Source organism: Humibacter ginsenosidimutans (genome assembly GCF_007859675.1).
Taxonomy (GTDB): domain Bacteria; phylum Actinomycetota; class Actinomycetes; order Actinomycetales; family Microbacteriaceae; genus Humibacter; species Humibacter ginsenosidimutans.
On record NZ_CP042305.1, the window covers coordinates 2,149,145 to 2,173,409 of the forward strand.

The 24,265-nt window shown below is 70.7% G+C and carries 23 protein-coding genes and 1 pseudogene; 12 read left to right on the forward strand and 12 right to left on the reverse strand.

Features of this window, described 5'->3' with window-relative positions:
* The first annotated feature begins 141 nt into the window (after positions 1–141).
* Complete coding sequence (locus FPZ11_RS09890; RefSeq protein WP_146320494.1) at positions 142–504, forward strand: nuclear transport factor 2 family protein; 363 nt, start codon at positions 142–144, stop codon at positions 502–504.
* A 24-nt stretch (positions 505–528) separates the two neighbouring features.
* Positions 529–1,386, forward strand: coding sequence for a spermidine synthase (locus FPZ11_RS09895; protein WP_146320509.1), 858 nt, complete (start codon positions 529–531; stop codon positions 1,384–1,386).
* A gap of 245 nt (positions 1,387–1,631) precedes the next feature.
* Here FPZ11_RS09895 and FPZ11_RS09900 read toward each other — a convergent pair whose 3' ends face one another.
* Positions 1,632–3,278, reverse strand: coding sequence for a 5-oxoprolinase subunit B/C family protein (locus FPZ11_RS09900; RefSeq protein ID WP_146320511.1), 1,647 nt, complete (start codon positions 3,276–3,278; stop codon positions 1,632–1,634).
* Positions 3,275–4,033, reverse strand: coding sequence for a LamB/YcsF family protein (locus FPZ11_RS09905; RefSeq protein WP_146320513.1), 759 nt, complete (start codon positions 4,031–4,033; stop codon positions 3,275–3,277). The genes FPZ11_RS09900 and FPZ11_RS09905 overlap by 4 nt, the downstream gene beginning before the upstream one ends.
* A gap of 205 nt (positions 4,034–4,238) precedes the next feature.
* Here FPZ11_RS09905 and FPZ11_RS09910 point away from each other — a divergent pair, with 205 nt between their 5' ends.
* Positions 4,239–5,417: a PQQ-dependent sugar dehydrogenase gene (locus tag FPZ11_RS09910; RefSeq protein ID WP_146320515.1), complete on the forward strand. Its 1,179-nt coding sequence runs from the start codon at positions 4,239–4,241 to the stop codon at positions 5,415–5,417.
* A 91-nt stretch (positions 5,418–5,508) separates the two neighbouring features.
* On the forward strand, positions 5,509–5,970 hold the full coding sequence (locus tag FPZ11_RS09915; protein WP_146320517.1) for a SprT-like domain-containing protein: 462 nt from the start codon (positions 5,509–5,511) through the stop codon (positions 5,968–5,970).
* Positions 5,971–6,079: 109 nt separating this feature from the next.
* Here the strand turns inward: FPZ11_RS09915 and FPZ11_RS09920 are convergent, their stop codons facing one another.
* On the reverse strand, positions 6,080–7,594 hold the full coding sequence (locus FPZ11_RS09920) for an FAD-dependent monooxygenase (protein WP_146320519.1): 1,515 nt from the start codon (positions 7,592–7,594) through the stop codon (positions 6,080–6,082).
* 91 nt (positions 7,595–7,685) lie between these two features.
* Between FPZ11_RS09920 and FPZ11_RS09925 the strand changes: the two genes are divergently transcribed.
* From FPZ11_RS09925 to FPZ11_RS09935, 3 genes are all read left to right on the forward strand, one after another.
* Positions 7,686–8,387, forward strand: a complete 702-nt coding sequence (locus FPZ11_RS09925) for a TetR/AcrR family transcriptional regulator (RefSeq protein WP_210415837.1) — start codon at positions 7,686–7,688, stop codon at positions 8,385–8,387.
* 79 nt (positions 8,388–8,466) lie between these two features.
* A complete protein-coding gene (locus tag FPZ11_RS09930; protein WP_146320521.1) occupies positions 8,467–9,186 on the forward strand; it encodes a CGNR zinc finger domain-containing protein in 720 nt (239 codons plus the stop codon).
* A gap of 46 nt (positions 9,187–9,232) precedes the next feature.
* Positions 9,233–10,105, forward strand: a complete 873-nt coding sequence (locus tag FPZ11_RS09935) for an LLM class flavin-dependent oxidoreductase (RefSeq protein WP_146320523.1) — start codon at positions 9,233–9,235, stop codon at positions 10,103–10,105.
* Here the strand turns inward: FPZ11_RS09935 and FPZ11_RS09940 are convergent.
* Positions 10,063–10,758 carry a TetR/AcrR family transcriptional regulator C-terminal domain-containing protein gene (locus tag FPZ11_RS09940; protein ID WP_146320525.1) on the reverse strand — a complete coding sequence of 232 codons (696 nt, stop codon included), beginning with the start codon at positions 10,756–10,758 and terminating at the stop codon, positions 10,063–10,065. The two genes, FPZ11_RS09935 and FPZ11_RS09940, sit on opposite strands and share 43 nt — an antisense overlap.
* Before the next feature lie 92 nt (positions 10,759–10,850).
* Here FPZ11_RS09940 and FPZ11_RS09945 point away from each other — a divergent pair, with 92 nt between their 5' ends.
* Complete coding sequence (locus FPZ11_RS09945; RefSeq protein WP_146320527.1) at positions 10,851–11,819, forward strand: quinone oxidoreductase family protein; 969 nt, start codon at positions 10,851–10,853, stop codon at positions 11,817–11,819.
* Between the two features lie 67 nt (positions 11,820–11,886).
* Here FPZ11_RS09945 and FPZ11_RS09950 read toward each other — a convergent pair whose 3' ends face one another.
* Positions 11,887–12,189, reverse strand: coding sequence for a DUF427 domain-containing protein (locus FPZ11_RS09950; RefSeq protein WP_146320529.1), 303 nt, complete (start codon positions 12,187–12,189; stop codon positions 11,887–11,889).
* Between the two features lie 271 nt (positions 12,190–12,460).
* Here FPZ11_RS09950 and FPZ11_RS09955 point away from each other — a divergent pair, with 271 nt between their 5' ends.
* Positions 12,461–13,558: a hypothetical protein gene (locus FPZ11_RS09955; RefSeq protein ID WP_146320531.1), complete on the forward strand. Its 1,098-nt coding sequence runs from the start codon at positions 12,461–12,463 to the stop codon at positions 13,556–13,558.
* Between the two features lie 13 nt (positions 13,559–13,571).
* On the opposite strand, the gene FPZ11_RS09960 is transcribed toward FPZ11_RS09955, so the two are convergent.
* On the reverse strand, positions 13,572–14,168 hold the full coding sequence (locus FPZ11_RS09960) for a TetR/AcrR family transcriptional regulator (protein WP_146320533.1): 597 nt from the start codon (positions 14,166–14,168) through the stop codon (positions 13,572–13,574).
* A 54-nt stretch (positions 14,169–14,222) separates the two neighbouring features.
* Between FPZ11_RS09960 and FPZ11_RS09965 the strand changes: the two genes are divergently transcribed.
* Positions 14,223–15,203, forward strand: a complete 981-nt coding sequence (locus FPZ11_RS09965) for a ketopantoate reductase family protein (protein ID WP_146320535.1) — start codon at positions 14,223–14,225, stop codon at positions 15,201–15,203.
* A 42-nt stretch (positions 15,204–15,245) separates the two neighbouring features.
* Here FPZ11_RS09965 and FPZ11_RS09970 read toward each other — a convergent pair whose 3' ends face one another.
* Together FPZ11_RS09970 and FPZ11_RS09975 are read right to left on the reverse strand one after the other, a co-directional pair.
* Positions 15,246–16,067: a 2-phosphosulfolactate phosphatase gene (locus FPZ11_RS09970; protein WP_246846676.1), complete on the reverse strand. Its 822-nt coding sequence runs from the start codon at positions 16,065–16,067 to the stop codon at positions 15,246–15,248.
* 173 nt (positions 16,068–16,240) lie between these two features.
* Positions 16,241–18,519, reverse strand: a pseudogene (locus FPZ11_RS09975) (HelD family protein).
* Positions 18,520–18,909: 390 nt separating this feature from the next.
* Between FPZ11_RS09975 and FPZ11_RS09980 the strand changes: the two are divergent.
* Positions 18,910–20,577, forward strand: coding sequence for a DEAD/DEAH box helicase (locus FPZ11_RS09980; protein ID WP_146320539.1), 1,668 nt, complete (start codon positions 18,910–18,912; stop codon positions 20,575–20,577).
* Between the two features lie 20 nt (positions 20,578–20,597).
* Here FPZ11_RS09980 and FPZ11_RS09985 read toward each other — a convergent pair whose 3' ends face one another.
* The 4 genes from FPZ11_RS09985 to FPZ11_RS10000 form a co-directional block, all read right to left on the reverse strand.
* Complete coding sequence (locus FPZ11_RS09985) at positions 20,598–21,386, reverse strand: class I SAM-dependent methyltransferase (RefSeq protein WP_168203787.1); 789 nt, start codon at positions 21,384–21,386, stop codon at positions 20,598–20,600.
* A 79-nt stretch (positions 21,387–21,465) separates the two neighbouring features.
* Positions 21,466–22,269 carry a class I SAM-dependent methyltransferase gene (locus tag FPZ11_RS09990; RefSeq protein WP_146320543.1) on the reverse strand — a complete coding sequence of 268 codons (804 nt, stop codon included), beginning with the start codon at positions 22,267–22,269 and terminating at the stop codon, positions 21,466–21,468.
* On the reverse strand, positions 22,266–22,817 hold the full coding sequence (locus FPZ11_RS09995) for a hypothetical protein (protein ID WP_146320545.1): 552 nt from the start codon (positions 22,815–22,817) through the stop codon (positions 22,266–22,268). The genes FPZ11_RS09990 and FPZ11_RS09995 overlap by 4 nt, the downstream gene beginning before the upstream one ends.
* The gene (locus tag FPZ11_RS10000; RefSeq protein WP_246846172.1) at positions 22,814–23,512 is read right to left on the reverse strand and encodes a TetR/AcrR family transcriptional regulator; all 699 of its coding nucleotides are present in this window, start codon (positions 23,510–23,512) and stop codon (positions 22,814–22,816) included. Before FPZ11_RS10000 ends, FPZ11_RS09995 begins: the two co-directional genes overlap by 4 nt.
* A 164-nt stretch (positions 23,513–23,676) precedes the next feature.
* Here FPZ11_RS10000 and FPZ11_RS10005 point away from each other — a divergent pair, with 164 nt between their 5' ends.
* Positions 23,677–24,153 carry a hypothetical protein gene (locus FPZ11_RS10005; protein ID WP_146320547.1) on the forward strand — a complete coding sequence of 159 codons (477 nt, stop codon included), beginning with the start codon at positions 23,677–23,679 and terminating at the stop codon, positions 24,151–24,153.
* Positions 24,154–24,265: the final 112 nt, after the last annotated feature.

The window sequence follows — 24,265 nt, forward strand, 5'->3', positions numbered from 1 at the left end:
TCGAGCCGTGCGGGCCGAGCCGTCTGGCCCGAGGATGCTTCCACTCTCGCGCCCCTGCACCGACGGCGACACCGCCCGCGGGTGGAGGTTCGGGTGGAGATCGGGTGGAGACCCGCACGAGCGGGGTGGGAGGATTCCGCCATGGATGCCCGCCTCGCCGCCCGAGAACTCCGCGCGCTCGAGCCGATCTTCCACCGGTCTGCCGCCGGGTCGCCGCGCTCGGCGTTCGAGGCGATGGTCGACGAGCAGTACTGGGAGGTGGGGGCATCCGGAGCCGTCTACGAGCGGGAGTTCGTGCTCGATGTCGTCGAGGAACGTCACCGGGGCGAGCCGGAGGACCGCGGCCTGCATGTCGACGACTTCGCGGTGCGGCTGCTCGAGGGCGACACCTGGCTCGTGACGTACGCGCTGCTGCAGGACGAGCGGCACTCTCGGCGGTCGACGATCTGGCAGCGTCGCGGCGAGCGCTGGGTCGCGTTGTACCACCAGGGGACCCTCTCCTGAGGCGCGGCTGCGTAGGCTTGAGCCGTGCGTGAGCATCCTTCCGTCGTCTTGAAGAACAGCGGTCTGCGCGCCGTGATCGAGCCCGACAGGTGGGTGCCGGGATCGTTCCAGCTGGTCGTCGACGGAACTCCGCAGTCGCACGTCGACCTCGATGACCCGACGCGGCTCTTCTTCGAGTACGTGCAGCGCATGGGCAACGTCATCGATCTGCTGCGCGAGCCGGGAGAGCCGATCACGGCCGTGCACCTCGGGGCGGGCGCCATGACGCTGCCGCGCTACATCGCCGCGACGCGTCCGGGTTCCCGGCAGCAGGTGATCGAACTGGAGAGCGACCTCGTCGACCTGGTGCGCACCGAGCTGCCGCTGCCGAAGAGCGCCCAGATCAGGGTTCGACACGGGGATGCCCGTGAGGTCGTCGCGAAGCTGCCTGGCGGCCTGCGCGGCACGGTCGACCTGCTCATCGTCGACATCTTCAGCGGTGCCCGCACCCCGGCGCACGTGACGAGCGTGGAGTTCTACCGTGAGGCGGCATCCCTGCTGGCACCCGACGGAGTCGTGCTGGTCAACGTGGCGGACGGGCCGCCGCTGTCGTTCGCACGAGGACAGGCGGCCACGCTGGCGTCGGTCGTCGAGCACGTCGCGGCACTCGCCGAGACGCAGGTGCTGAAGGGCAAGCGGTTCGGCAACATCGTGCTCGTCGGGTCGAACGCCGAGCTGCCGATGGACTGGCTGCCGCGGCTGCTGGCCAGCGGGCCGCACCCGGCGAAGGCCGTCGCGGGCGACGAGCTGAGACAGTTCACCGCCGGCGCTTCGGTGGTGACGGATGCCACGGCCGTCGCGTCTCCGCTGCCCGGCCGCAGCGTGTTCCAGCTGCGCGGCTGACGGGCGCCGAAGTCTGAGCGAGTCGGCCGCGGGGGCAAGCGCCCTGCACGGCATCCGTACCTCTGCACGGCACCTCTGCACGGCGCGCATCGGACGCGAAAACCGGAGGTTGCGTCGAATGCCGAAGGATTGCTCCGGTATTCAGACCGAGAGCGCTATCACTCCGGTTTCTGGAACCGGTGGGTCGGCGTGGGCGAAGGACGGCGGCGCAGGCGCAGCGACGCAGGCGCGGCAGCACGAGCACCTCAGCGGGCGTGACGGAAGCGCACGCGCTGATCCGGGCGAAGCTGCGCGAAGAGGTCGAGGTCGGCATCGGCCACCACGGCGATCACCGGGTAGCCGCCGGTGACGGGCCCATCGGCGAGCAGCACGGTCGGCTCGCCCGACGGCGGCACCTGGATGGCGCCCGGCACCATCGGCTCGCTCGGCAGCTCGGCGGCCGCGAGGGTGGATGCCCTGCGCAGCACGACGCCGTCGCGCGACCGCAGCCGCATCCCCACCCGGTTCGACGCCTGCGTCACCTCCCACGCGACGTCGTAGAAGTCGGCGACGGAGGCCGCGTCGAACCAGTCCTGGCGCGGACCGGGCACGACGTGCACGTCCACTTCGTCGTCGGGCGGCGACCACACGGTGAGCGCGTCGACGGCCGGGATGCCGCCTGCCGTGTCGGTGCCCAGCGCGATCGAGTCACCGTCGCGCAGCGGATCCGGCCCGATGCGGGCGCCGACGTCGGTCGAGGCCGAATCCAGTGTGAGCGGCGCCCGCACGCCTCCGCGCAGGGCGACGACGTAGCGCAGGCCGTGCTCCGCTGCACCGAGTTCGAGCAGGTCGCCGGGGGCGGCGGGCAGGGCGGCATCCGGCTCGATGGGATGCCCGTTCAGCGTCAGCCTCCCCCGCGCGCCGGTCACCGCGAACCATGTCGACCGCTCGAAGCGCAGCCGCGCGCCGAAGGCCACCTCGAGTCCGGCCGCCGCTTCGACGTTGCCCACGAGGCGGTTGCCCAGCCGCAATGCGCCGCGGTCGAGCGCGCCCGAGCGGCCGGCGCCGATGGACGCGGATCCCGTGCGGCCGAGGTCTTCGATGAGCAGGAGCATCCCGGCCGAGACGACGGTGAGGGAAGGCGTCTCCGCACCGGCCTCCGCCTGCGCACCGGGTTGAGTCTCTGCACCGAGGTCGGCGTCCGCACTCGAGCGAACGCTTGCGTCCGGCGAGGAGTCCGACTCGGGCCGCGCCGTGCCGGACAGCTCCTCCACGGCGCGGAACCGCACGCGGGTGCCCGGCGCGAGCAGCGCGGGCCGGGCGTCGGTCGGGCGCCAGAGCGGGACATCCGTGCGGCCGATGAGCCGCCATCCGCCTGGACCCTGCCTCGGGTAGACGCCGCTGAACGGGCCGGCGAGACCCACCGCACCCTCGGGCACGACGGTGCGCGGGGCCGCTCGCCGCGGCACCTCGAACCAGTCGTCGTCGGTGACGAGATAGCCGAATCCCGGGGCGAATCCGCCGAACGCGACGCGCCAGGCTGCCTCGGTGTGCCTTCGCACGATCTCGGCGGCGGGGATGCCCGTGAGCCCCTCGACCTCCGCGAGGTCGTCTCCGTCGTAGACGACGTCGATCACGACGGTCGTCTCGTCGCCCGCATCACGCGCGCCCGCATCGCTCCCCCGCTCCGCCGCGATCTCGTCGAGTGCGTGCTCCAGCCAGGTGCGCGCGCTGTCGAGCGGGAGCCGCGCCGGATCGACCATCACCGCGAGGGTGCGCGCGGCCGGCACGATGTCGAGCACACCGGCGGGCCTCGTGCCCGTGAGCGCGGCGCGCAGCGCGAGCACCGATCCCAGGTCGGCCAGGTCGACGAGGAGCGCTCGGTCGCCGAGGAGGCGGATCGTCGCGATCATGCGAAGGCCTCGATCTCGATGCCCGCCGCCGTCAATGCGGCGCGCACGGCGACAGCCATGGCGACGGCATCCGGCGAGTCGCCGTGCACGCACAGCGAGGCCGCGCTCAGCGGGACGGTCTCGCCGTCGATCGTGCGCACGACACCCTCTGCGGCCATCAGCACGGCGCGCTCCGCGACGCCGTCCGCCGCACCGAGCACGGCGCCCGGCATGCCGCGCGGAACCAGCGTGCCGTCGGCCAGGTAGGCCCTGTCGATGAACGCCTCGCGCACGAACGGCACGTCGCGCCGGGCGCATGCCCTCTCGATCGCGCTGTCCGCGAGGCCGAGCACCGAGAGCCGCGCTGGGAAGGATGCCACGGCATCCGCCACCGCCGCCGCCTGCTGCTCGTCGGTCACGATGCGGTTGTACAGCGCACCGTGCGGCTTCACGTAGCGCACCTCGCTGCCGACGGATGCCGCCACCCCGGCGAGTGCGGACAGCTGGTAGAGCACGTCGGCGTGCAGGTCGGCGGGCGCGACGTCGATGAAGCGACGCCCGAATCCGGCGAGGTCGCGGTAGGAGACGTGCGCGCCGATCACGACGCCGCGGTCGCGGGCCGCACGGCAGGTGGCGAGCATCGTGGCCGGGTCGCCGCCGTGGAATCCGCAGGCCACGTTCGCGCTCGAGACGTTCTCGAGCATGGCCGTGTCGTCGCCCATGCTCCAGGCGCCGAACGACTCCCCCAGGTCGCAGTTGAGGTCGATCGTGCGCATCCCTCATTATCGGCGCGAACCGGCGTGCGACGCATGTGCGACGACGCCACGCGCACCCGCGCGATGCATGCGACGCCGCGCCCGCCCTTGCCTGCACGACCCGGCGGCGCGCAGAGTGAAGGTGCGGCCGCATCGAGGCCCCGCGCGACCGCGATGACGATGAAGCGGCCGTCGCGGTCGCGCACGACCGGCGGAGGTGCAGGTCATGGAGCACAGCACGCGCGGCACTCGCCGCGGGTTCCGCGCGTGGGTCGCCGCCTGTGCGCTGACCGCTCTTGCGCTCGTCACCGGCTGCACCCACGTGCCGACCGCGCCGGGACCCGCCGCGCCGACCCTGCCGACCTCGACCGCCTCGCCGAGCGCGTCCACGCCGACCGCCCTGACCGCTCCCGCAGAGCCGGTCGGCACGCCGACGACGATCATGAAGAACCTGCACGCTCCGTGGTCGGTGGTGCCGATGCCCGACGGGTCGGCACTGATCGACGATCGCGACGACGCACGCGTGCTGGAGCGCGCGGCCGACGGCAGCACGCACACGGTGGGAACCGTGCCCGGCGTGGTGCATTCGGGCGAAGGCGGACTGCTGGGGCTCGCGGCGCTGGGCGGGGCATCCACGACCTACCTCTACGCGTACCTGACCACTGCGGACGACAACAGGGTGGTGAGGATGCCGCTCACCGGCTCCGCTGGCCACCGCGCCTTCGGTGCGCCCCGCGTGGTGATCGCGGGCATTCCCAAGGGCGTGTTCCACAACGGCGGCCGCATCGCGTTCGGACCCGACGGGATGCTCTACATCACCACGGGAGACGGCACCCAGACCTCGAACGCACAGAACCTGCACTCGCTGGGCGGCAAGATTCTGCGGGTCACGCCGACCGGCGCCGTGCCCGCAGGCAACCCGTTCCCCGGCTCGCCGGTCTACTCCTACGGACACCGCAATCCGCAGGGCTTGGCCTGGGACTCGACCGGGCAGCTGTGGGCGAGCGAGTTCGGGCAGGACACCTGGGACGAGCTCAACCGCATCACTCCTGGGTCGGACTACGGCTGGCCTGTCGTGGAGGGCATCGCACACGACCGCCGGTTCGTCGATCCGGTGTACCAGTGGCGCACCGACGTGGCGAGCCCGAGCGGAATCGCGATCATCGACGACACCGTCTTCATGGCGTCGCTGCGCGGCGAACGGCTGTGGGTCATCGACCTGCCGCGGAACGGACAGCCGGCGCGGGCCAAGGCGTACTACTCGGGCGAGTTCGGACGGCTGCGGCTGGCGGTGGCCGTGGGGCCCGACACGCTGTGGCTGGTGACGAACAACACCGACGGGCGCGGAACGCCGGCAAACGGCGACGACCGCATTCTGCGCCTCACCGTCGGGCCGGCGCGCTGACTCCGCCTCCCCAGGGCGCGCAGGGCGCTCGGAGTGCACCGTTGCCCGGCGCGCCGCCACGGGCACGCGCCGCACCGCATAGCCTCGAACCGTGGCTGAGTTGGTACGTGTTCGCCGGTGGGCAGAGGCCCTCATCGCGATGCATCTCGACACGGATGCCTGGACCTTCGGCTTCGACAACGCCAAGACGCGCGGCGGGCAATGCGACCACAGTGCCAAGCGCATCACCGTCTCCCGCCATCTCGCCGCGCGTTTCGATGACGACGAGATCCATCAGGTGCTGCTGCACGAGGTGGCGCACGCCATGGCCGGTCCGTCGGCGGGGCACGGCCCGCGATGGAAGGCGATCGCGCGCGAGATCGGCTACGTGGGCAAGCGCACACTCGACAAGCCCGTCGCCGAAGACCTCGCACCCTGGGTGGGAACCTGCCCACGCGGACATCTGCACTACCGGTACCGCAAGCCGGCGAAGAGCCTGTCGTGCGGGCGGTGCTCGGGGCGGTTCTCGCGGGAGTTCCTCATCGTGTGGGAGCACAGGGCGCCCGCGCGCTGAGGCCGGACTCCGACCGAACGCGATCCAGCGCCCACCGAAGGCCATCGAGCACCCGCCGAACGCGATCGAGCACCCGCCGGAGGCGGGCGCTCGACCTGTGCGATGCCGTCTACGCCCCGATGGCCGCGAGCGCCTCCTGCAGACCGTCGGCGGTGTCGCCGGCCCAGGCGACCACGCCGTCGACGCGCACCAGCGTGAGCGGGGCGGGCGCGGCATCCGTGGCGAAAGCGCGCACCGCGTGACCGTCCAGTTGCGGCACGTCGATTTCCGGCAGGTGGGCGAGCACGACGTGGCCCTCGGCGGCGACGTCGAAGAGCGAGCCGCCGTCGGCGTTCGTTCCCGCCCAATCGTCGGCGAACGTGCCGGCCGGGCCGTCGTCGGACGCGTAGGTCACCAAGTCGCCGGCGACCACGCGCAGCACCTCGGTGGCGCCGTCCGGCGTGTTCATGAGGCGGGCCACGAGGCGTCCGGCCGCGCGGGAGCGCTCGTCGGTGCGCATGAGGCCCACCTGGGCGCGACTCCACTCCAGAATGCGCTCGGCCTCAGGACGACGCTCGTTCTCGTAGTCGTCGAACACGCTGACGGGGAGACGACCGGCGACCACGCCGGCCAGGCGCCAGCCGAGTCCCGTGGCATCCAGCAGACCGAGCGAGAGGCCCTGACCGCCGAACGGCGGGTGCACGTGGGCCGCGTCGCCCGCCAACAGCACGCGACCCTTGCGGTAGTGATCGGCGACGCGCGTGTTGTCGGTGAATCGCGTGGCGCTGATCACGTTGGTGACGGTGGCGTCGACGCCGGTGACCCTGCGGATGGCGCCGGTGAGGTCGTCGGCGGTGATGACGGCCGAGCGGTCGGCGGGGGCACCGTCGAACTCGGCGGTGAGCATGAGGTTGTTGGGCATGCGGCGGAACACGCCGGTGGGCGTGATGTTCCAGCCGACCGGAATGTCGTCGAACCCCTCGCCCTGCACCAGCATCTGGTGGCCTGTCATGATGCCGTCGAGCCCGTCGAAGCCGAAGCCCGCGCTCTTGCGCACGATGCTGCGGCCCCCGTCGGTGCCGACGACCCACGACCCCTCGAACTCGCCCGCGTCGGTGACGACCCGCACCCTGTCGTCGCCCGACACGACGTCGGTGACCTGGATGCCCCGCCGCACCTGAACCCCGCGCTCGGCCAGGCGCTCCTCCAGCAGCTGCTGCACCTGTTGCTGGCTGATCATCGCGGAGGACGTCGAGTGCTCCAGCTCGTTCCACTTCACGAGGTCGGCGGGGATGATCATGCCCGCGACGTGTCCGACGAACCGCGGCGGACGCGGTGCCTGAGCGCCCTGGCCGACGGCTGGGGCGACCGAGGCCGCCGGCGTCCCCGGTGCCGATGCCGGCGAGGATGCCCCCGGCTGCCTGCGCCCGACCGTCGCGCCGCCCGGCCCGAACGCACCGAGGCCGAACTCGACGCCGCGGCGACGAAGGGCGTCTGCCGCCCTGCCGTTGAGGGAGCCCGCCTTGATGGTCGGGTCGATCTCGGCGCCGCGCTCGAGCACGAGCGGCTCGACACCCGCGAGCGACAGCTCGAGTGCCAGCATCAGTCCGACAGGTCCGCCGCCAACGATGATCACGTCGTTCATGGGTTCGATCCTTTTCGCAGTGGGTTCGAGTGGAACTGATTTATGTTCCACCTAGTTTTAGGTTCGACCCAATCTTGGTACGATGGGCGCCATGACGTCAAGTGCAGGTTCTGCGCAAGGCTCGCCGCGGGCATCCACCGGGCCTCTCCCACAGGGTGATGAGGCGAAGCCCGTGGTGATGAGCGCGAAGCAGCGTCGGCGCAAACGCATTTCCGACACCGCCACCACGCTGTTCTTCGAGCGCGGCTTCGACGCGGTGTCGATCGCCGAGATCGCCGAGAAGGCCGGCGTGTCGAAGATGACCGTCACCAACCACTTCACCCTGAAGGAAGACCTGATCTTCGACGAGTTCGACGACGAACTCGCGCAGGTCGGCGAGGCGCTGGCGAACGTGAGTTCCCTCGGCGACGCGATCGACACGATCGAGCGCTATTGCATCGAACGCGAGCACTCCGGGGGCACGGCCAGAGCGCTGTCCGCCCAGTATTTTCCGAACGCGTGGCACAGCTTCGCCGACATGGTGCTCGCCAGCCGCGCGCTCACGCAGCGCTTTCACGCGCACTATGTCGACATGCACACGGTCATCAGGGCAGCGCTGCCCGCGGCCATTCCCGCGACAGATGCCACGATCGCCGCCTGGATGCTCGCGGCCACCGTGCATCTCGTCGACTGGTGGCCGTTCGAGGCCGTCGGCGACGGGCTCTCCGACGCGAAGATCCGTGAGCGGCGCGCGGTGGTGCGCGCCCGCGCGTTCGCCCCGCTGCGCTCCGGCGCCGATCCCACCGCGACGTAACCGCCGCCCGCGGTTACAGTAAGCTGCCGCTCGCAGATATCCCGGATCCGCCGGGCGAACCACGAGCCGGGATCAGGGCATGACCAGCACGACCGACGCTGCCGCGGGCAGCTCACCCGCCATCGACGAGCGCGACGCGCACGAACAGGCCGGGCACGAACGGACTCGAGGCGAGCGGGCCGAGCGCCTCGGCGAGACGGGCCAATGGTTCCAGACGCCGGACGGCATCCGCTGGTGGTTCGACTCGGGATGCCTGTGCCTCGACTTCGCCTACACCGGCGCGATGGACCCCGCGGGAGCGGGCCGGCGCGTGCCGAACACGCCGTGGGAGCAGTTGTCGACGCCGGCCGACCTCGCGGGCTGGCTGCACGAGCGCTTTCCCACGATCGACGCGCGCTGCGCCGATCACGAGCTGCGGGATGCCCGAACCCTGCGCGAGGCCATCGCGAACCTGACCTATGCGGCGTTGCGCGGGCATCCCTTCTCGAGCCGCGACGTCGACATCGTCAATCTCTACGCCTCGACGCCCGACCTGCCGCCCGCACTCGACGGCGGCGGGCGCCAGGCCGGCCGCACCCGACCCCGCGCCACCCAGGCGCTGTCGACGATCGCACGCGACGCGGTGGCCGTGTTCGGGGAGGATGCCCGCGAGCGGCTCCGCGAGTGCGGCGCCGACGACTGCGACCTCGTCTACCTCGATGTCTCGCGCAGCCGCAACCGCCGGTGGTGCTCCATGCAGCGCTGCGGCAACCGCGCGAAGGTGCGTGCCCACCGCGCGCGCAAGGCGGCGACGGCGTAGGTCGTGCGTCGCGGCGACGTCGCAGGGGCGTGGCATTGTTGCGCACATGACCAGTGTCGGCGCCGTCTTCAGCCCCTATTCGAATGCGCCTGAGGCGCAGCTTGCGGCGGCGGCGGCCGCCGAGCGCGCGGGCGTCTCCGAGCTCTGGCTCTGGGAAGACTGTTTTCGCGAGTCCGCCTTTGCCGCGGCTTCGGCGGCCCTGGCCGTGACCTCGACGCTGCGCGTCGGCATCGGCATCGCCCCGATGCCCCTGCGCAATGTGACGGCGACGGCGATGGAGATCGCCACGCTCGCGCGCATGTTCCCCGGGCGGCTCTTGCCGGGGGTGGGACACGGCGTGCAGTCGTGGATGGCGCAGGCCGGCGCTCGTGTGGCTTCTCCGCTGACGTTGATGCGCGAGTACGCTCCCGCGCTCCGCGCACTGCTCGCAGGCGAGACCGTGACCGCGAGCGGCCGGTACGTGAACCTGAACGCCGTGCGCCTCGACTGGCCGCCGGCCCAGGTGCCGCTCGTGTACGCCGCCGCCGAGGGGCCGAAGACGCTGCTCGCGTGCGGCGCCGCCGCCGACGGCGTGGTGTTGAACAGCCTGCTCACCGTCGAGGAGGCGGAGCACGGCGTCGCCCAGGTGAACGTCGGCCGCACCGAGGTGGGACGAACGGGTCGACATGACGTGGTCGCCTATGTTGTCACGGCGTTCGGACCAGACGGCATCGAGCGCGCGGCGTCGTCGTGGAGCGGCGAGGCCCCGGCCGACGCGTCGCAGCGCGTGCTCGGGGGCGGGGTCGAGGATGTCGCGGCGGGCGTGCGGCGCTACGCCGCCGCCGGCGTCGATCACGTCGTGCTTCAGCCGCCCGGTGACGAGCCCGATCTGGCGAGCTACTTCGAGCTGGTCGGCGAGGTGGCGCGGCTCGTTCGCTGAGCAGGGGGAGCTGACTCCGGCGCGCGGAGGCGGCTCACGGCATCCACCACGAGGTCCATCAGGCCGGCGAACTGCACGTCGCGGTCTCCGAAGGCCTCCGGCCCGGTGGCGGCGATGAGCGGATGCTCGCGCGCGCCCACCCGCTCGGCGCGCACCTGCAGGTCGTAGTTCTGGCGGGCATCCGCCTGCCGCACGCCCTGTTCCTCGATGCAGAAGCCCACGACGAAGCTGTTCGTCAGCGCGAACGCGCGCACGACGTCGGACAGCACGAAGCCCTGGTCGAGCCAACGCTGCAGCCCGGCCTCGCGCGCGCCGAGCACCGAGCCGTCGGTGAGGTAGGTGCCGCTGAACGCCTTCGCGCCGTCTCGATGCTCGAGCAGGGCCGCCCGCAGCACGTCGGCGAAGCACCTCAGGTCGTCTTGCCATCCGGCGTCCGCGGGAATCAGCGCCAACTGCTCGCCGATGCGACGCCACACCTCGGTGGCCATCTCGTCGACGAGCTCGGCCTTGTCGCGCACGTGCCAGTAGAGCGCAGGCGCCTTCACGTCGAGCCGTGCGGCGAGCGCCCGCACCGTGAGTCCGTCCATGCCGACCTCGTCGAGCAGGTCGAGGGCGGCGCCCACGATCGCCGCCTTGGTGAGCCCCTTCGCCATGCGCGACCTCCGATCGTCGATTCCGCTTGACAGTTTAACAATGTTAAGGGACGATGCTCTTTAACAACGTTAAGGACGTCAGGAGGCACACCATGAAGGCAGCAGTCATCGACGCAGCGGGCACGGCCCCGCGCCACGGCGACTTCGCCGAACCCGTCGTCGAGGAGGGACGCGAGCTGGTCTCGCTCGTCGCGACGGGCATCCACCCCATCGTGCGGGGACTCGCGTCGGGCGAGCACTACGGATCGCAGGCCGCGTGGCCGCTCATTCCCGGAGTGGATGCCGTGGCGCGCACCGCCGACGGCACCCTGCTCTACACCGGCTACGTCACGGCTCCCTACGGAACGATCGCCGAGCGCATGGCGGTGCCCGCCGGCCTTCGGCTGCCGCTGCCCGCCGGTGCCGATCCCGTGCAGGTCGCCGCGGCGATGAACCCCGGGCTCTCCTCGTGGATGCCGCTGGTCACCCGCAAGAACGAACTCGGCTCGTTGGGCACGGTACTGGTGCTCGGGGTGACGGGCACAGCGGGCCTGCTCGCCGTGCAGAACGCGCTCGCGCTCGGCGCCGACCGCGTGATCGGCGCGGGCCGGAACGCGGAGCGGCTGCGTGCCGCCGGCGAGCGCGGTGCGCAGACCGTGGCGCTCACCGGCGACCGGGCGGCGGATTCCGCCGCGCTGCGCACCGCGCTCGGTGACGGCAACCCGTCACTCGTGCTCGACTTCGTGTGGGGCGAACCGGCGGAGGCCGCGTTCGACGCGCTCGCGCGCAAGGGTCTGGCCGAAGACGAAGGCGACACCAGCTACGTCGAGATCGGCGCGCTGGCGGGGGAACAGGCATCCCTGCCTGCATCGCTGCTGCGCAGCACGCGCATCAGGGTGCAGGGCTCGGGAGCCGGCAGCGCCTCACTGGCCGATCTGATGGGTCAGCTGCCGGTGTACCTCGACCTGATCGCGACGGGGGCTGTCACGGTTCCGGTGCGGCAGTACCCGCTGAGCCGGGTGGCGGATGCCTGGGCCGACTCGGATCGCGCAGGTGTGCGCTCCGTGGTCGTGCCGGACTGAGCCAACCGAGCGCGCGTACGGACCCCTGACCGCGGTGACTCGGGCAGAGACCGGCGCACAAGACGACTCAGTCGACCACCTCGACCTCTTTCCAGAAGGCGACGTAGTTGCTGAAGTCTTTGCCGACGCGGTCGAACGCGGTCGGGTACGGCGTGGGGTAGCTCCAGGCGCGATCCTGCAGCCGCTGCCCGCCCGCGTTCACCGTGAAGTACTGGCACTCGCCCTTCCACGGGCACGTGTACGGAGTAGGACTGGTCTCGAGCAGCTCGGACTTCACACTCGACGGCGGAAAGTACCAGTTGCCCTCGATCTTGATCAGATCCTCGACCGGAGCCTCGGCGAGCACTGTGTCGTTCACGACGGCTTTCATGGGTCATCCTCTTTCGAATCTTCGGGTGCCTGATGCCGGCGTTCAGCGGCGGCGGCGGGTGACGGTGGCGTCCCAGCGTCGCACCGATGACCCGAATGCGCTCGCGCCGAGAACACCCTGTTCACCGTGGCTCGGGGCGTCCGTTAGGCTGTGCTGACTCTGGTGGACTCCGACCGCCCCGCGCGATTCGAGACATCCGACGATCAGCGGAGCTCAGGCCTTGTCGCCCTGTCTCTCACCCCAGGTTTCTCACGCACAGCGCGGAGGCGGCATGACCGACGACGGCCCGATCGACGAGGCGGCTTCGCCGCAGCCGGCGCGCAAGCGCAAGGGGCTGCTGATCGGTCTCATCGGCGGCGGCGTTCTGCTGCTGGCTCTGCTCGTAGGCGGTGGCGCGTGGTTCGCCGTGCAGACGGCGGCGCACACCCCGCAGGCCGCTGCGCGCCCCTACCTCTCCGCGCTCGCCGCCGGCGACGTGGCCACGATCAAGCGGCTCGGCCACATCACGACCACGAGCCCGCTCGTCACGCAGAAGGTCTACGCGAAGACACAGGGGCACATCACCGCGTACAGCGTGCGCCCGGGTCAGACCTCCGGCCAGACCGCGACCGTCATCGTCGGCTACACCCAGAATGGCCACCGGCACAGTGAGACGCTCGCACTGAAGAAGACCGGCACCGACATGCTGTTCTTCACGACGTGGAAGCTCGAGTCCGTTCGGCTGCCGACGCTCAAGGTCGCGTTCGACGCCCCCGATACGGCCGCGGCCACCGTGAACGGCGCAGCGGTGAAGCCCGACAGCACGGGCACCGCGATCGTCGACGCGCTCCCCGGCGACTACGACGTCGAGCTCGCCGACAACCGTGACTACGAGGCGGACGGCGCCAGCCTGTGGGTCACGGCCCTGACGGGCAAGACTACGACGCCCACGTCGCTCGTCACGCTGCAGGCGCGTCTGACGGATGCCGGCACCACGGCAGCGAAGGCGGCCGTCAACGCGTGGGTCGCCTCCTGCATCGCGCAGCACACGATCACGCCGTCTGGCTGCAGCTTCGGCCTCATCAACGACTATCCGGACCTGACGCTGACGAACCAGAAGTGGACACTCGTGAAGGCGCCCGAGTTCGACGTCGGTCTCGGGGGCGGCGGCGACTGGGAAGACGGCGGCTGGATCGTCACCACGGTGACCCCTGGCTCCGCCACGTTCTCGGCGGATGCCTCCGCCAGCGACGGCAGATACGGAACGCTGACGTCGGTCTCCCCCGTGCGCGTCTCCGTCGAGGGCGCGATCACCGGGTTCGACGGCAAGGGCGATGCGATCTTCCGCTCGATCGACTGGTCGGGCAAGGAGGCCACGGCGAACGCGTGACGGGCGACGGAGCTCAGCCGGCGAGACCGAGGGCTGGACGCACGATGGTGCGGAACAGCTCGCGACGTGACGTCGCGCCCTGCGACGTGCCGCTGATCAAGGATGCGAAGGCGAGGTCGGTGATCATCAGCGAGGCCAATCGCCGGAACAACGCCGGCTCATGCTCGATCTCGCCGCGCTCGGCAGCAGCCTCGAACACGGCCACGATCTCTTCGACGACAGGTGTGATGATGTGCGCCCGAAGGGTTGCCCCGAATTCGGGGTCCGCTGCTGCCGTGTTCAGCAGCATGAAGCCCATGCGCACGTCGCGGTCCGAGATGGCATCCGAACATGCGAAGTGCTCGAAGGCCTCATCGAGCGAGCGCGCCGGGGCCTCACCGAAAAGAGGCTGATGCTTGGCGCTGCCGGTCGTCAGAGCAGCCATGACCAGTCCGGACTTGCTGCCCCATAGCCGGTAGAGCGTCGCCTTGCTCGTGCGGGCTCGTGCCGCCACCGCATCGAGAGTCAAACGGTCATAACCGACTTCCAGCAACAGATCGTGCACGCAGCCGAACAGCTCTGCGATGCGCTCAGACGACATCCTGGAACGGGGTGGGGTATCGGCCGACATGCAATAACTGTACGATACCGTTTCGTTCAGTTCAACGTGAGAGTGAGATCCCGCATGAGAATCCTGATGTTCGGCCGCGGCGTGATCGCGACCATCTACGGTTGGGCGCTGGAGGCCGCCGGGCACGAGATCGAGTTCTACGTGCGGCCGGGCCGCGCGAGGGCATACGGAGATGCCATCGACCTCGATGTCGTCGACACGCGAATGCGCAGGCGGGGCCGGCACGTCGCTCAGAAGTGGCCCGTGCGCTTCCGCGAGACCCTCGAGCCGGACCATGACTTCGACCTCATCGTGCTGAGCGTCGCGCACAACAGACTGCCCGAAGCCGCGAAGTTTCTCGGGCCGCGCCTCGGCGACGCCACGGTGCTGGTGCTCGGCAACATCTGGTCGGAACCGGAGACTGCGCTCCGCCCCGTGCCGGTCGATCGGCTCGCGTGGGCGGCTCCGCAAGCCGGCGGCGGCTTCGCGAAGAGCGGGCTGCTCCGCGGGATGCTGCTGCCTTCCGTGATCTTCGGCACTCTCGAGCGCCCCGCGACCGAGCGGGAGACGGCCGTGCGCAGCGTGTTCCGGGACGCCGGATTCCGCATCAGAGAAGAGCCAGACATACGCGGCTGGCTCTGGATCCACTTCGCAGCGGACGCCGGCATGCACTCCCGAGGGCTGAGAGTCGGCTCGCTCTCGAAGCTGAAAGGGTCGCGGGCCGGCTTCCGCCAGGCTCTGCTGACCACGCGCGAGCTTCTGCCGCTCCTCGAGGCTCGGGGCGTCGACCTGCGCCGACACAGGCGCAGCACGCTGCTGTTCCGGGCTCCGTCCGCCCTGACCTCTTCGGTGCTCGCGTGGGTGACGGCGCACATCCCCGCGGCGGGCCGCTCACTCGACGCGCACGACGATCCCGACGCGGAAGAGCCGCGAGCGGTCTGCCGCGACGTGCTCGAGGAAGCGCACCGTCTGGGCGTCCCTGCTCCACGTCTCGAAGCCGCGCGCGCCCTGTGGACCGCCGACGGCGCCGTCGACGCCGCAGCAGAAGGGCGCTGAACGCGGTGACCGGGCGAGCAGGGCTCGCGCGGGAGACGGAAGCTACTGCATCGCGGAGGTGCGGGCCGCGACCGCCTCGGACGAGGCATCCTCGTAGACGCCGTCGACCAGCACGGGCACGGTGGTGGAGACGTCGGTCTGGAAGGCCACCTCGATGTCTTCGCGCTGATCTTCTTTGAGCAGCTCGCCGCCGCTCACCGAGGCGGTGAACATGTGGCCGATGCCGCGTGCGAGTCCGGTGTACGCCGCGCACGCCGCGGCCGCCTCCGGCGAGCACGCGTCGATGCCGAGTCTGCCGAGCGCGTCGATGACCGCGCCCGCGGCGAGCATGTCCTCGACGGCGAAACGCACCGTCTCGTCGGTGCGGGTCTCGCCCGCCGCGACCACCGAGACCATGGCGCGGCGGCCGATGCGCTGCTGGTAGTCGAAGATCCACTGGGCGACCGCCGTGCGATTGCGCAGTGTCGCCGCGACGACCGGCACGCCGAACGTCGCCGCAAGCGCCGTCAGACGCGAGCCGTTGAGCGACGGGACGACGGCACGACCTGCGCCGAACTCCGCCACGTTGGCGGCCGTCATGCTCGACGGAGAGAGCGAGACACCGGGGGCGCCGCGTTTGCCGGCGAGGCGGGCGTCGCCGAACCGGCCAGCGGCATCCGCAGCCTCGGCCTCGTGTCGAAGGCCGGCGAAGGGCTGCACCTCCAGACCGAGGGCCACGCCCATCTCCACCGTCGTGGTGAACGAGATGGCGTCGATCACGACGATCACGCCGGCACCGTGCGCGATGCTCCGCAGCCCCTCGCGTCCCCAGTCGAAGCGCACCTCGTACGGCTGCTGAGTGGGGTCGTCGGGGGCGAGCGGCATCTTCACCCGGTCATCGTATCGGGGGCGTGGGAGGCCAGTCCGGCGGGTCTGCGGTCACGGTGCAGGGCATGCGTGATGCGGCGTCGGATATATCGACGGCGCGTCAGATGTCCTGCACGAGTGCGGACCGCCCGGGGAAAGCCTGGGGGGGGAGGGGGGAGGAGATGGAACGATCAGACCCGCACAAGGGTCAGCCGCTGCGTCGGCCTCGTCATCGCGACGTAGAGGGCGGATGCCCCGCGCGGCGACTCCGCGACGATCGCGTCCGGATCCGCGATCACCACCGCATCGAACTCCAGACCTTTCGCGTCCTGCGCCGTTAGCACCACGATCGGCTTGGCGAGGCCGGATGCCCCACGGCCGGCGAGCGCGCCGAAACGCGTGGCGGCGGCATCCCCTACCGCGTCAACGACGGCAACGGGCGCGATCACGGCGAGGCTGCCCGAGTCGTCGATGCCACGGTCGTGGGCGATCGCGTCCACGACCGCTGCGGCGAGCGCGTTCGCGGCGACGCCGGCGCTGTCGGCCCAGACCTCACGCACAGGCCAGTCGCCCTCGCGCACGGCGCGCGCCGGCGTGATGGGCAGCCCGTGGTCACGCGCGAAGCGCTCGGCCGGGCGCGCGATGAGCGCGGGCGTTCGGTAGTTGACGGTGAGTTGCTCGAGACGCCAGTGGTCTTTGAAGAAGGGGCCGACGGCATCCGCCCAGCTGCGTCCGCCGTGCGCAGACGACGACTGGGCGATGTCGCCCACGATCGTGAACGACTTCATCGGGCAGCGCCGCACGAGCAGTCGCCACTGCATGGGACTGAGCTCCTGGGCCTCGTCGACGACCACGTGCCCGTAGGTCCAGGTGCGGTCCGATGCCGCCCGCTCGGCCGTCGTGAGCCCGTCGCCCTGCTGACCGGCCTGGTCGACGAGCTGTTCGGCGGTGACGAACGACTCGGCGCCCGCGTCGGCGATGGCCGCCTTCGCCATGCGCAGATCGCGCCTGCGCTGCTCCTTCGCCGCCTGGCGCAGCGCGCTGTCCCTGGCGTCGGCCGTCTCGCCGAGCAGCTCGGCGGCCTCGTCGAGCAGCGGAACGTCGCTGATCGTGAGTTGCGCCTCGCGCGGCCGGTGCAGCAGCGCGCGCTTCTCGTCGCTCCACCGCGGCGTGAGCTCCGCGAGCCACTGTGGCCTGGCGTAGAGGTCGGCGAGCAGCTTCTGCGGGGTGAGCGGCAGCCACGCGGTGTTGAGCAGAACGCGCGCGTCGTAGCTGGTGCGCACGTCTTCACGCAGCACGGCGAGGTCCTCCTCGTCGAGCGTCTGTCCGCGGGCGCGCAGCTGCGCGGCGAGCTGAGACGTGAGCGCGGTGAGGGCGTGCTTCACGAACGTGACACGCGCCACGTTGTGCGGCTTGCCGGTGCGCTGGGCTCGGCGCAGGGCATCCTCGATCAGCGCGGGCTCGACCACGAGCCGCTCGCCGTCGACATCGAGCTCGGATGCCTGCAGCGGCACCCGCTGACGCGACTCGACAGCGCGCCGCAGCAGCGTCGCCATCTGCTTCGAGCCCTTGAGCTGGGCGGTGGCGGGCGCATCGTCCGCGTCGGTCTCGACCCCCGGGAACAGCCGACCGAGACTCTGCATGACCACCCCCGTCTCGCCGAGCGACGGCAGCACCTCCTCGATGTACGACAGGAACGCGCGGGTCGGCCCCACGACGAGCACTCCGGATGCCTGCAGCTTCTGCCGATGCGCGTACAGCAGGTAGGCGGCGCGGTGCAGAGCCACCGCCGTCTTGCCGGTGCCCGGACCGCCCTGTACGACGAGCGCATCGCGCAGCTCGGAGCGGATGATCCTGTCCTGCTCCGCCTGGATCGTTGCGACGATGTCGTTCATGCGCCCCATGCGCTGAGCCATCAGCGCGGCCATGAGCGCGGCGTCGCCGGAGACCTCGTCGGGCCTGGAGCCCGCCTCCTCGAGCAGCCGCGCGTCGAACACCTCGTCGTCGACGCGCAGCACGTCGCGGTCCCGCATGGTCAAGCGACGCCGCGCGGCGATCCCGAGCGGGCTCGCGGCGGTGGCCTGGTAGAACGCGCTGGCCTGCGGCGCGCGCCAGTCGAGCAGCACGGTGTGCTCATCGTCGTCGCGCAGGCCGATGCGGCCCACGTAGCGCAGCGCGGAGTCGCGGAGCGGGTCGGCAGTGGGGGCGGGCGGTGCCGCCGGCGCGGAGTCCGCTTGCGCCAGCTGCAGCCGGCCGAACACCAGCCGGGGGTCGACCTCGCGCAGCTGCAGCAGGCGGTCCTCGTAGAGACGGGCGTAGGCATCCCGCTCACCACGCGCCTGGTGCGTGCCCCCGCGGTCTGGCGACGCACGGCGGCGAGACGTTCGACGGTGTCGGCGCGCAGGGCATCCAACCTCGCGTACAGCTCGGAGACGACGTGCCGTTCCCGCTCGAGTTCCGATTCGCGCACGCGCCCCCCGTTCGAAGTCAGGACCGACCAGTTTAGTCGGCGTGCCCCGGCCCGCCTGTGCGCTCTCTCGACCCTGCCCCGCCGCCCGCCATCCACGCCGACTGCGGCGGCCGCGGGCGAACACACCGGCGGAGGGCCGCCGACGCGCCTGATAGACTGGCATCTCTTGCGGTCCCATCGACGGGTGCCGCCTGCGTCGTCAGAGCGCATCATCCGCGGCCAGGTCCACGTTCACACCGAACGGCTGTTCACACAGAAAGACCGCCGCGTCGATTCCTTCTCACGGCGAACGGATGCGTCCACCGGCGCGTTCGCCACCCACCACCGTCGCGCCCGAGACCAGGTCGTACGACCACGACAGCGACGGCTGCATGCCCGAAAGGCAACCCCATGACTTCCTTCTCCGAACTCGGAGTTCCCGCGCCCCTCGTCGCCGCCCTGGCGGCCGAGGGCAAGACCGAGGCGTTCCCCATCCAGGTGGACACGCTTCCCGACACCCTCGCCGGCCGCGACGTGCTCGGCCGCGGCAAGACCGGCTCAGGCAAGACCATCGCGTTCGCGCTGCCGATCGCAGCGCGCCTCGGCACCACGCTGGCCGGCGGAAGGCGCAGGGCGTCGCATCCTCTCGCCCTCGTGCTCGCCCCCACGCGCGAGCTCGCGACGCAGATCGCCGCGACCCTCGAGCCGCTCGCGGACGCCTACAACCTCACGACGACCACCATCTTCGGCGGCGTCAGCCAGAAGCGACAGGTGGATGCCCTGCGCGCCGGCGTCGACATCCTCGTCGCGTGCCCCGGCCGGCTCGACGACCTCATGAAACAGGGTCTCGTCTCGCTCGACGCCGTGGAGATCACGGTGCTCGACGAGGCCGACCACATGGCCGACCTGGGCTTCCTTCCCGTCGTGACGCGCATCCTGGACAAGACCCCGACGGGCGGGCAGCGCATGCTGTTCTCAGCCACGCTGGACAACGGCGTCGACAAGGTCGTGAAGCGTTTCCTGCAGTCCCCCGTGATGCACTCCGTTGACGACGAGACCAGCCACGTCGACCGCATGACGCATCACGTGTTCGAGGTCGCCGACCTCGACGCGAAGAACGACCTGGTGAAGGCGCTCGCCTCCGGCAAGGGCCGGAGCATTCTGTTCATGCGCACCAAGCACCACGCGAAGCGGCTGGCCAAGAAGCTGACCGAGCAGGGCATTCCGGCGGTCGACCTGCACGGCAACCTGTCGCAGCCGCAGCGCGACCGCAACCTCGCCGCGTTCGGCGACGGTAGCGTGCGCGTCATGGTGGCCACGGATGTCGCGGCTCGCGGCGTGCACATCGACGACGTCGAGCTCGTGGTGCATGTCGACCCGCCGACCGAGCACAAGGCCTACCTGCACCGCTCGGGCCGCACAGCCCGCGCCGGCGCGACCGGCGACGTCGTGACCATCATGCTGCCGACCCAGCGCGGCGACGTGCGCGACGTGCTGCGCAAGGCGGCGATCGCGGCGACCCCGCTCGCGGTGTCGGCGACCTCCTCACAGGTGACGACGCTCGTCGGCGAGCCCGCACCGTACGTGAAGCCGGCGCCGAAGGTGCAGCAGCAGCGGCAGCCGTCGCGCAAGCCCGCCGGGCAGGGCGCAGGCGGTCGTGGCGGCGAGCGCGGCACAGCTGGTTCGCGCGGCGGGGCGGGCAACGCCTCGTCACGCGCGGGTTCTCGTGAGGATGCCGCGGGTTCGGCCCAGCGTTCGGGCGGCGGTCGCCGGCGTGGGCGCGGCGCAGGCGGCGGTCAGCAGCAGACGGGCGGGCGCTCGGCTCAGCAGACGAGCGGAGGACGCGGTGGGCAGGCTGCCGCCGGCCGCTCCGAGCGTGCGTCCGGGCGCGAACAGCAGGCATCCGGTCGCGGGCAGCAGTCGTCGCGCTCGTCGCGTACGACCGGTGGTGCGAACAACTCGTCGTCGGGCCGCAGCGGTCAGTCGATCGGTGCGCGCACGGGCATCCGGGTCGGCGACGTCGTGCGCGGCAACGGCAGCACCTCGCGCGGCCGCGGACCGCGTCGCGCCCAGGGCTGACGCGGCAGACGCCTGCTCGGTCAGACGGGGCGGCGGCCCGACGCGACGATCGCGGTCGACGGAAGGTCGAGCATCCCTCGCCCATCGACGATCGCCTCGAACGCATCGCGCATGCGCGACTGCGTGGGCCTCGGCTGCGCCAGGTACGTCGTGCCGATGCCCGCGATGCCGGCCTCGACGCCGAGCCAGAGTGATTCGGGTGTCGCGCTGAAGGTCCACGCCGTCTCGGTCGCCGTGACCTGGTCGAGTCCCGCTTCGGTCAGCAGGCCGGCCACGCCCCGTTCGCTGCGCTCGAAGTCGTCCTCGGGCGGCAGTCGCAACCCTGACGGACGCGCGGCGCCCGACCTTTCGATGACGTCGTTCCACAGCGCGTTGAACGCCGACACCGGTTCCGACGGCCAGATCGTCACCGCGATGACACCGCCGGGCCGTGTGACGCGTGCGAGCTCGCGCACGCCGGTCAGTGGCACCGCGAGGTGGTTCACCACGAAGTTCGCGACGGATGCGTCGAACGACTCGTCCGCGTACGGCAGCGCGAGCAGATCCGCTCGCTCGAAGCGGATGCCGTCGCCCCCCGGCTGCGCGGCCGCATAGTCGACCATGTCCTGCGCGGCATCCACCGCGGTGACGTCGAAGCCCGCCTGCGCGAGGGCCGCGGCGGCGCGGCCCGTTCCGGTGCCGGCGTCGAGAACGTGCGGGACGGCATCCGCGGAGGGCAGACATCCGATCAGCGCGGCAATCGCGCCTTCGCAGAGCCGAGCGAACGATGCGTCGTATGCGGAGGCCGTGCCCACCCAGTCCGTTGCCACGCGGTCGAGCCTAGGGTGCGGTGGCCCACGACCGGCGGCGACATCAGCCAGGTGGCGCCGGCGCGGCCTGCGCCACGACTCAGGGCCGAGCGGCCTGCGCCAGACGGTAGCCGCTGAAGCTCGTCGCGCAGCCGAAGAAGTGCTTGCGCGCCTCGACGACGAGCAGTGGATGTCCGGCCAGCGCATCGAGCGTCCGTCGCCCGTCGCCGTACGCGCGAAGGTAGCGCCCGAGCATCCGGTACTGCTCGGTGTCGGCAACCAGCAGTCTCGCCAACGCGGGAACGATCGTTCCGATGTAGAGGCCGTACAGCATTCTGAGCAGGAGGCTCGGCGGTTCGGTCACCTCGATGAACGCGAAAGTGCCTCCTGGACGAAGGATGCGCGCGAGCTCATCGGCGAACCGCACGGACTGCTCCTGATCGAATGTCTTCACTCCGTATGCGCTGATGACCAGGTCGAAACTCGCGTCCGGCAGCCCGCTCGCAAGCATGTCGCGCTCGAGAACGGCGAAGCGTCCGGCGTGCCGCGATAAGTTGCGCACCCGAGCACGCCCGGTCATCTGCGGTGAGAAGTCGAGCGCGGAGAACCGCGCATCTGCAAACCGGCGCGTGAGCACATCCCACGTCTCACCCATCCCGCACATCGCGTCGAGGATGCTCGCCCCTCGCCGCTGCATCGGCGCCAGTCGCGCGAGCTGCCGCCGCCACCGCGCCGAGAAGCCCAGCGACAGCACGACGTTGACTCGCTCGTACGTGCGTGACATGCGATCGAAGAGCTGACGAACGGAGTCTGCTGCATAAAGATCGGTGCCGGTCGGGGCGCCCTGCGATTTCACGACGAGCTTGCGATCGACCAACGACGCCGACGAGACAGAGGACGTCATCGCCGGTTCGACTCCTCGGCCGATACCAAGGCTCTCGCGTCTTTCGACAGCGCCAGCCGAGAGGTCGTCCACCAGCCGACAACCACGACGAAACCGCAGGCCCAGGTGTACGCCCGCAGCGGCGACCACGCATCGAGCAACGTGCCGAACGGTCCCGAACCGAAGCTGAACACGTATTCGATGGCCAGACCGAGCGACAACCCGAACGCCAGAAATGCGAGAACGTGCACCCAGTCGTGACGGACCCTTATCAGCGAGCGTCCCAGCAGATACGCGAACGGAACGCCGACCACCGTGGCCACCGCGCTCACGACGACACCCCCGATCAGCCAGAAGAGCGCGCCAGCAAGAAGTGCTGCCCCGATGCCACCGTCCGGGTACGACGGATTCCCCAATCCAGAGCCGACTCCCAGAATGACCGCACCGATCGGCTGGAACACCGCGTACGCGATCGCGACACCCCGGAAGAATTCCGACGTCCTGAACGCCCGCGGATGCTCCTTATCGCGCGGTATCGCCGTTCCGTAGCGCCCGGCGATGGCAGTCACAACCCCACCTCCGCAACCAGGTCGAGTACTGAGCGCACCGGGGCGCGAAGGAACGGCATCCGGATCGCCGGCAGCGCCACTTTCAGCAGCCGCAGTCCCTGGTCGAGCAGGCGCTGAGTGCGCTGTTGGCCTTCCGACTGGTCGTACGACCAGTACAGGCTCAGCTGAAGGTGACCGAGCCAGAGCACGTCGGGCATCCTCGCCTCGAACTCGGCCGGCAGACGGTTCCTCGCGCCGGTGACGGCTTCGCGGAAGAGTCCGACCGTGATCTCGCGCGCCGGCCCCGACTCGGGCGACAACGGGTTGAGCGGCGACGTAGGCGAGATCATCGCGTTCAAGAATCCCGGCGCGAACTCGTGGAACGGCGCCAGCTGAGCCAGCCCCTCGCGGTAGACGATGCCCAGCCGCTCGACGAGATCGGTGGACGCCCGCAACCTCGGCTCGACCGCCGAGCGATGCGCCTCCTGCACCTCGACGTACAGCTCCTGCACGAGGTGGTTCTTGGTCGGGAAGTAGTAGTACGCGTTGCCGAGCGACACCCCCGCTTCGTCGGCGACCCGGCGCATCGTGGTCGCGTCGAAGCCGTTCTCGCGGAAGGAGCGCACGGCCGTGTCGCGGATTCTCGTGCGCGTGCGCTCCGCCTTCGAGAGCGGCCGGCCCGGTTCCCCCGGCTCGATGTCTCCGTTTTTGAACACGTTCAAAAGATACAACGGAGATGCCCGGCCGACAAGCCCCGTACGTGGCCGCGGCGTTGGCCAAAACTCACGTCTGCCGGCGGTCTCACCAACGAGCACAGCCGAACGCACACCGCTCCGGCTTCGAACTCGTGCCCTGAACGCCGCTCCTGCAGAATGTCCGGATGGCGATTTTCCCCAAGACCGTCTTCTGGCTGCAGTGGGTGCTGCCCGTGTTCCTCGGCTTCTGGTGGTTCCTGATCCCGGGGTCGGGCAATCCCGGATGGGCCGGGGTGCTGATGATCTTCGTCGTGCCGGTGATGTTCGTGCTGCTGCTGATCCCCCCGATCATCAGCGTCTGCATCAGGGCCAACCGCACGGCGGGCATGGCGGGCACGCCCTATTCGTTCGCGATGCTGGCGCTTCTGGTGCTGCTTCTCGTGCCGCCGCTCGCCATCGACGGAGCGAGCGATGTCGCCGCCTACCCATCCGTGTTCGGGAACCTCGGCATGTCCCCGGCGGCGGAAGGCGTGCTCATCGCCGTGATCATGTCTGCCTGCAGCGTGCTGTGGGTCACTTGCCTGGTGCTCGCCGCGTTCCCGAGCCGCAACGCCGAGAAAGCGGTGACCGTCGAGACCCCGCCGAACGCTCCGGTCGCATAGCCCGCGGAGCGCTCGTCGCTGCGTGAGCGTCAGTGAGTGATCCTCGCCGACGCAGGTGTCACCGAGAAGGCGTCAACGGGTGGGCGCCCCGCCGCACGGCGGGGCGCCCATC